Annotated in this window: 7 protein-coding genes; 2 read left to right on the forward strand and 5 right to left on the reverse strand. The window is 67.4% G+C overall.

What is annotated here, in order from left to right:
- Window positions 1–20: 20 nt before the first annotated feature.
- Entirely contained in the window at window positions 21–596 is a 576-nt protein-coding gene (locus ACSVDM_RS28345) for a TetR/AcrR family transcriptional regulator (RefSeq protein ID WP_439268830.1), read from the forward strand.
- 46 nt (window positions 597–642) lie between these two features.
- Here ACSVDM_RS28345 and ACSVDM_RS28350 read toward each other — a convergent pair whose 3' ends face one another.
- The 4 genes from ACSVDM_RS28350 to infC form a co-directional block, all read right to left on the reverse strand.
- Entirely contained in the window at window positions 643–1,440 is a 798-nt protein-coding gene (locus ACSVDM_RS28350; RefSeq protein WP_067644845.1) for a TrmH family RNA methyltransferase, read from the reverse strand.
- 35 nt (window positions 1,441–1,475) lie between these two features.
- Window positions 1,476–1,862, reverse strand: coding sequence for a 50S ribosomal protein L20 (gene rplT, locus ACSVDM_RS28355; RefSeq protein WP_067498536.1), 387 nt, complete (start codon window positions 1,860–1,862; stop codon window positions 1,476–1,478).
- A gap of 108 nt (window positions 1,863–1,970) precedes the next feature.
- Window positions 1,971–2,168, reverse strand: a complete 198-nt coding sequence (rpmI, locus tag ACSVDM_RS28360; RefSeq protein ID WP_067498539.1) for a 50S ribosomal protein L35 — start codon at window positions 2,166–2,168, stop codon at window positions 1,971–1,973.
- A gap of 31 nt (window positions 2,169–2,199) precedes the next feature.
- Window positions 2,200–2,910, reverse strand: coding sequence for a translation initiation factor IF-3 (gene infC, locus ACSVDM_RS28365; protein ID WP_174550374.1), 711 nt, complete (start codon window positions 2,908–2,910; stop codon window positions 2,200–2,202).
- A 331-nt stretch (window positions 2,911–3,241) separates the two neighbouring features.
- On the opposite strand from infC, the gene ACSVDM_RS28370 reads away from it, so the two are divergent.
- On the forward strand, window positions 3,242–3,583 hold the full coding sequence (locus ACSVDM_RS28370) for a DUF1844 domain-containing protein (RefSeq protein WP_067498543.1): 342 nt from the start codon (window positions 3,242–3,244) through the stop codon (window positions 3,581–3,583).
- 513 nt (window positions 3,584–4,096) lie between these two features.
- On the opposite strand, the gene uvrA is transcribed toward ACSVDM_RS28370, so the two are convergent.
- Window positions 4,097–7,063 (reverse strand): excinuclease ABC subunit UvrA, encoded by a 2,967-nt coding sequence (uvrA, locus tag ACSVDM_RS28375; protein ID WP_439268831.1) that lies wholly within the window; start codon window positions 7,061–7,063, stop codon window positions 4,097–4,099.
- Between the last annotated feature and the right edge of the window lie 190 nt (window positions 7,064–7,253).

Genomic DNA, 7,253 nt, shown 5'->3' on the forward strand with positions numbered 1-7,253 from the left:
CACCGACCAGAGGGGAAGGCATGAGCGAGACGACGAGAACCCGGATGACCGCGGCCGAGCGCAGCGCCCAGGTCCTCGCCGCCGCCGTCGACGCCTTCGCCGAAGCCGGATACAACGCGACGAAGACCGACGAGATCGCCCGCCGTGCGGGGGTCTCCCAGCCGTATGTGATCCGGCTGTTCGGCACCAAACAGCAGTTGTTCGTGGCGGTGTTGCAGCAGGTGTGCGCTCGCATCGAGGCGGTGTTCCGCAGCGCCGAGATCGCGCCGGATGCCGACACCGCCGAAGCGCTGCGCAGCCTCGGCACGAACTACGACGTGTTCCTCGCCGAACGCCAGCTACCGCTGGTCCTGCTGCACGGCATCGCCGCCAGCGCCGACCCCGAGATCGGTGACCATGTGCGCGAGCACTTCGGCCGCATCTATCAGCTGATCGTCGACCGCACCGGCGCCGACACGCTGCACGCCCGCCGCTTCCTCGGCACCGGCATGCTGCTCACCATCATGACCGCGATGCAGGTGGCGGGCCCCGACGCCATCGAACTGCCCTGGTCGACCGCCGTTCTCGACGACCTCCAGTGCGGCTTGGAACTCTGAGTCCCCGACGAGCGGTTCGTCAGCGGCGTCGATCCCGGGGCCGCGGCTACTTCGCGTGCTGGACGCGGGCGTTGGCGTAGAGGCAGATCGCCGCTGCCGCAGCCAGATTCAGGCTTTCGGCGCGGCCGTGGATGGGGATGCGGATGCGGTGGTCGGCGCGGGCGGCGACGGCGGGGTCGAGGCCGTGGGCCTCGTTGCCGAAGAGCCAGGCGACCGGCCCGGTGAGGATGTCGTCGGCGTCGTCGAGGTCGACCTCACCGTGAGCGGTGGTCGCCAGCAGCGTGATTCCGGCCGAGGACAGCGCGTCGAGGGTGGCGTCGATACTGCGGCTGCGCGCGATCGGGACGTGGAACAGGCTGCCCGCGCTGGCGCGGACGCATTTGCCGTTGTGCGGATCGACCGCGTCACCGGCGAGCACGACACCATCGGCACCGACGGCGTCGGCAACCCGGATGAGGGTGCCCGCGTTGCCGGGTTCGGCGATCTCCACGGGCACCGCGAGCATGCGTGGCGCACCGTCGAGGATCTGGCCGAGCGGCACGTCGAGCTGCTCGCAGACGGCGACCAGGCCCGGCGCGGTGACGGTTTCGCCAAGGTGCTCGGCGGCGCGATCGCTCACCAGCGTGGTGCGCACACCGTCGGCGTCGGCACCGGCGATCAGCGCGACATCGCGCTTGGCCGCGGCGAGCGAGTAGAACAGCTCACGCACCCGGCCGGTCTCCAGCGCGGCGGTGACGGCATTGGCGCCTTCGGCCAGGAACAGGCCGGTCTTGCGGCGGTGCGCGGCGCGCTGGAGCTTGACAGCCGAAACGACCCGCGGGTTGCGCTCGGAGAGCGCGTCCACGGGTCGTTCCGACAGATCGTTGTGCGTCGTCAAGCTCAGGCAGCCGAGGCCGGGGCGTTGACGTCGGCGGGCAGCGCGGCCTTGGCGACAGCGACGAGACCGGCGAAGGCCTCGGCGTCGGAGACGGCGAGCTCGGCGAGGATCTTGCGGTCCACCTCGACACCAGCGGCCTTGAGGCCCTGGATGAAGCGGTTGTAGGTGATGTCGTTCAGACGCGCGGCGGCGTTGATACGAGCGATCCACAGCTTGCGGAAGTCACCCTTGCGCGCCTTGCGGTCGCGGTAGGCGTAGGTCAGCGAGTGGAGCTGCTGTTCCTTGGCCTTGCGGTACAGGCGCGAACGCTGGCCCCGGTAGCCCTTGGAGGCCTCGAGGATGGAACGGCGCTTCTTCTGAGCGTTGACAGCCCTTTTGACGCGTGCCACTTTTCAGTCCTTGATCATCTGGGGGGCGCGGCGGCGCCCGAATTCGGTAGTTGTCGGCGTCCGGTCATCCCGGCCGCGCAGTCGTCGGGGTGCGACGGTCTGCCTGGATCAGGCGAGACCGAGCAGCCGCTTCACGCGGGGGGCGTCGACGTCGGCAACGGACTCCGTGCCTTCCAGACGACGAGTCCGGCGGGAGGACTTGTGCTCCAGGAGGTGGCGACGGTTCGCCTGCTCGCGAAGCAGCTTGCCCCGGCCGGTCACCTTGAATCGCTTCTTGGCGCCGCTGTGGGTCTTGTTCTTCGGCATGGATTCCTCTATCTAGTCGGTGAAATCGGTGTTACTGCGGGTCGGCCTGCGCCTGCTCCGCGGGCGCGGCCTGCTCGGCGGCGGCCGGAGCGGTCGGCTGAGCCGGTGCCGGGGCGGTCGGCTCGGCCGGACGCGGGGCCGGTGCCGAGTCCTGCTGCGCCTTCACCCGCGTCTTCGCGCCCTTGTGGGGGGCGAGGACCATGGTCATGTTGCGGCCGTCCTGCTTGGCCGAGGTCTCGACGAAGCCGAGTTCGGCGACGTCGGAGGCCAGCCGCTGCAGCAGCCGGAAGCCGAGTTCGGGGCGCGACTGCTCACGACCGCGGAACATGATCGTGACCTTGACCTTCGACCCGGCTTCGAGGAAGCGAACGACGTTGCGCTTCTTGGTCTCGTAGTCGTGGTCGTCGATCTTCGGGCGGAGCTTCTGCTCCTTGATCACGGTCTGGACCTGGTTCTTGCGGGACTCGCGCGCTTTCTGCGCGGTCTCGTACTTGAACTTGCCGTAGTCCATGATCTTGCAGACCGGCGGACGGGCATCGGGTGCCACCTCGACCAGGTCGAGATCGGCTTCGAGCGCGACGCGAAGTGCATCTTCAACACGCACGATCCCAACCTGTTCGCCGCCGGGTCCGATGAGTCGAACCTCGGGAACTCGGATGCGATCGTTGATGCGGGTCTCAGTGCTGATGGGGCCTCCTAGGTCAAGCGGTGTCGTCTTAACGACCGCACGCAATAACTGCAACCCCTGATTCAACGCGAAAGCCCCGTTGCGGTATTTCTCCGCGACGGGGCCCGAGTCGACCGATCATCGGACACCACGCCCGAGGGCACAGTGTCGACCCTCGCGCGAACAACACGCGAGGAACCCGCCACAACGAGCGGGTGACCGGGACCGTTTGTCCAGTACGATTGCTCGCCGGCAACGGTGGGAGTCGGGCTCCACTTATCTGCCCCAGGAAGTGCATGACACGACCAGGGGCGGTCGTCAGCGGAAAGTCTAGCATCGCATTCCGCTATCGCCGAATCGGCCCGGCGGCGGTGGCCCGCACGGGGCTGGCGATAGCCTGATCCCCATGACTGACGAGCTCGATCCTCCCGTGCGCGACCTGGCCGACATTCCCGCGGTCGAGGTGATCAGCCGGGCCGCCGTGATGTTGATGAGTTCGGCGGCGGAGAAGCTCGGCCTTGCCGAGGAGAACCCGAACACCGGCGCCAATGTCGACCTCGACGAGGCGCGCCGGGTCATCACCGCGCTGGCCGGCCTGGTCACCTCGTCGGTGGAGTACCTCGGGCCGCACGCCGGGCCGATCCGCGAGGGCCTGCAGGCGTTGCAGCGCGCCTTCCGTGAGGCGTCGTCGGTGCCGGACGCCCCGGGCGCGGGCCCGGGCGAGAAGTACACCGGCCCGGTGCACTGAGCCCCGAAACGCGAAGATCCGCCGGCACCTGCGTGCCGGCGGATCCTTTTACGTCGTGAGCGCCGCTCAGACCGTAGGGGTCGGAGTCGGCGGCTGACCGGGGGTGACCGAGACGGCCGAGCCGGAGGAGATCATGTTGGCGAGGGCGGTGAAGATGGCCGCGCTTCCGGTATCCATTGCTGGTGATCCTTTCGGGGCTGCCGGGTCAGGCAGTCGGCGTCGGCGTCGTGGGCTCGTAGGCCAGCGAGGACCCGCCACTGAGGAAATTCAGAATCTGGCCGATGAGCGCCATCGTGGCTTCATCCATGGGGACGTTCCTTTCGTACTGCACGACATCCGCGACCGCGCTGCCCACGCCGCGCGTGACACCACTGGATGTCGATCGACAAACCGCTACTGACCGGTCTTCCGGCGACGGCGAGGCGAATGTTACCTATGGCCGTTTCACTTCGTAGCGTTTTCGGGAAGTCCCGGGCGGAACGGTAACCCGTTCCGCCCCGACGCACCTGCCGGTCAGCGCAATGCGGCCGCTTTCCTGGCCAACCGCTTGGCCGTCGCCGTCTCGGCGGGTGCCTTCTTCGCCGCCGGTGCGGCCTTCTTCTTCGCCGCGGGCTTCTTCGGAGCCGGTGCCGCGAGGACTTCCTTCAGGAACTGGCCGGTGTAGCTGTCGGCGACCTGGGCCACTTCCTCGGGAGTGCCCGTGGCGACCACCGTGCCGCCGCCGGAACCGCCTTCCGGGCCCATGTCGATGACCCAGTCGGAGGTCTTGATGACATCGAGGTTGTGCTCGATGACGATCACCGTGTTGCCCTTGTCGACCAGGCCGTTGATGACCTTGAGCAGCTTGCGGATGTCCTCGAAGTGCAGACCGGTGGTCGGCTCGTCGAGGATGTACACCGTGCGACCGGTCGAGCGTTTCTGCAGCTCGGCGGCCAGTTTCACGCGCTGGGCCTCACCGCCGGACAGAGTCGGGGCACTCTGGCCGAGGCGCACGTACCCGAGACCGACCTCGACGAGGGTCTTGAGGTACCGGTGGATCGAGGTGACCGGTTCGAAGAACTCGGCGGCCTCGTCGATCGGCATGTCGAGGACCTCGGCGATGGTCTTGCCCTTGTAGTGCACCTCGAGGGTCTCGCGGTTGTAGCGGGCGCCGTGGCACACCTCGCACGGGACGTACACGTCCGGCAGGAAGTTCATCTCGATCTTGAGCGTGCCGTCACCCGAGCACGCCTCGCACCGGCCGCCCTTGACGTTGAAGGAGAACCGGCCCGGCTGATAACCGCGCACCTTGGCCTCGGTGGTCGAGGCGAACAGGGTGCGGATCTTGTCGAAGACACCGGTGTAGGTGGCCGGGTTCGAGCGCGGGGTGCGCCCGATCGGCGACTGGTCGACCTGCACCAGCTTGTCGAGCTGGTCGACACCGTTGATCCTGGTGTGCCTGCCGGGCACCTGCCGCGCGCCGTTGAGCTTGTTCGCCAGCGTGGTGGCCAGGATGTCGTTGACCAGCGTCGACTTGCCGGAACCGGAGACGCCGGTGACGGAGGTGAGCACACCGAGCGGGAACGCCACATCGATGCCCTGCAGATTGTGCTCGGTGGCACCGACGACGGTGAGCTTGCGCTTCTTGTCCACCGCGCGGCGCACCAGCGGCAGCTCGATCTGCTCGCGGCCGGAAAGATAAGCGCCGGTGAGGGATTCGGGCTCGGTGAGCAGTTCCTGGTAGGGACCCGAATGCACCACGCGTCCGCCGTGCTCACCCGCGAGCGGACCGATGTCGACCACCCAGTCCGAGGCGCGGATGGTGTCCTCGTCGTGTTCGACGACGATCAGGGTGTTGCCCAGCTTCTTGAGCCGCAGCAGGGTTTCGATGAGCCTGCGGTTGTCACGCTGATGCAGGCCGATCGACGGTTCGTCGAGCACGTAGAGCACGCCGACCAGGCCGGAACCGATCTGGGTGGCCAGCCGGATGCGCTGCGCCTCGCCGCCCGACAGCGTCGCCGCCGCGCGCGAGAGCGTGAGGTACTCCAAGCCCACGTCGAGCAGGAAGCCCAGGCGGGCCTGGATCTCCTTGAGCACCTGGCCGGCGATCGCGGTCTCGCGCTCCCCCAGCGTCAGCGAGTTGAGGAAGTGCGCGCACTCCCCGATCGACAGATCGCTGACCTCGGCGATCGACCTGTTCTTGCCGTCGGCGGCCAGCGTGACGGCCAGGATCTCCGGGCGCAGGCGGGCACCGTTGCACACCGGGCACGGCACATCGCGCATGTACCCGTCGTAGTGCTCCTTCATCTGCTCGGACTCGGTGTTGTCCATGCGCCGCTGCAGGAACGGCATCACGCCTTCGAAATCGGCGTAATAGGAGCGTTTGCGTCCGTAGCGGTTGGTGTAGGAGACGTGCACCTGGTCGGAGCTGCCCTCGAGGACCGCCTTGCGTGCCTTCGCCGGGAGTTCACGCCAGGGGGTGCCCATGGAGAAGCCGATGGCCTCGGCCAGACCCGACAGCAGACGGTTGAAGTATTCGGCCGTCTGACCACGCGACCACGGCGCGATCGCGCCCTCGGCCAGGCTCAGATCCGGATCGGGGACGACCAGTTCGGGGTCGACCTCCTTGCGGATACCGAGACCGGTGCAATCGGGGCAGGCGCCGTAGGGCGAGTTGAAGGAGAACGAGCGCGGTTCGAGATCCTCGATATCGAGTGGGTGGCCGTTCGGGCAGGCCAGACGCTCGGAGAAACGGCGTTCGCGATCGTGCGCGTGTTCGTCGCGGTCGACGAAATCGAGCACGACGATGCCGTCGGCCAGCCGCAACGCGGTCTCGATCGAGTCGGTGAGGCGCTGCTTGGACGCGGCCTTCACCGACAGGCGGTCGACGACCACCTCGACGTCGTGCTTCTCCTGCTTCTTGAGCTTGGGCGGATCGGTGAGCGGATACACCACACCGTCCACCCGCACACGCGAGTAACCCTGGGTCTTGAGCTGGTCGAACAGATCGACGAACTCGCCCTTGCGGGTACGCACCACCGGCGCGAGCACCTGGAACTTCAGGCCCTCGTCCATGACCAGCACCTGGTCGACGATCTGCTGCGGGCTCTGCTTGGCGATCAGCTCGCCACAGACCGGGCAGTGCGGCGTGCCTGCGCGGGCATACAGCAGGCGCAGGTAGTCGTAGACCTCGGTGATCGTGCCGACCGTCGAACGCGGGTTGCGGTTGGTCGACTTCTGGTCGATCGACACCGCGGGCGAGAGGCCCTCGATGAAGTCCACATCCGGCTTGTCCATCTGCCCGAGGAACTGGCGCGCGTACGCCGACAGCGACTCGACATACCGGCGCTGTCCCTCGGCGAAGATCGTGTCGAACGCCAGACTCGACTTACCCGAACCGGACAGACCGGTGAACACGATCAGGCTGTCACGCGGCAGATCGAGGTCCACACCCTTCAGGTTGTGTTCCCGAGCTCCGCGCACAGTGAGGCGTTCCGCCACCTGGTGAATCCCTTCTCCATCGTCATCCGCTCGCCGGACATGAACCCCCAGGAATCAATGCTAGGTGGACCCACCGACAAGAACGCTCGAGCGCTTGCGCCCCGGGAAGTGCTGGCTGTGTTTTTGGAGCGCTGGCGCGCTCGAGCGCGGCCCCTGGAGGGCCGCGCGAACAGCGCTCGAGACTTGCGCT

The sequence above is a fragment of the Nocardia sp. JW2 genome (assembly GCF_051843015.1).
Taxonomy (GTDB): domain Bacteria; phylum Actinomycetota; class Actinomycetes; order Mycobacteriales; family Mycobacteriaceae; genus Nocardia; species Nocardia coubleae.

Coding starts and splice junctions, on each gene's coding strand:
- ACSVDM_RS28345 (WP_439268830.1), top strand. CDS start 21: ATGAGCGAGACGACGAGAACCCGGATGACCGCGGCCGAGCGCAGCGCC.
- rpmI (WP_067498539.1), bottom strand. CDS start 2,168: ATGCCGAAGAACAAGACCCACAGCGGCGCCAAGAAGCGATTCAAGGTG.
- ACSVDM_RS28370 (WP_067498543.1), top strand. CDS start 3,242: ATGACTGACGAGCTCGATCCTCCCGTGCGCGACCTGGCCGACATTCCC.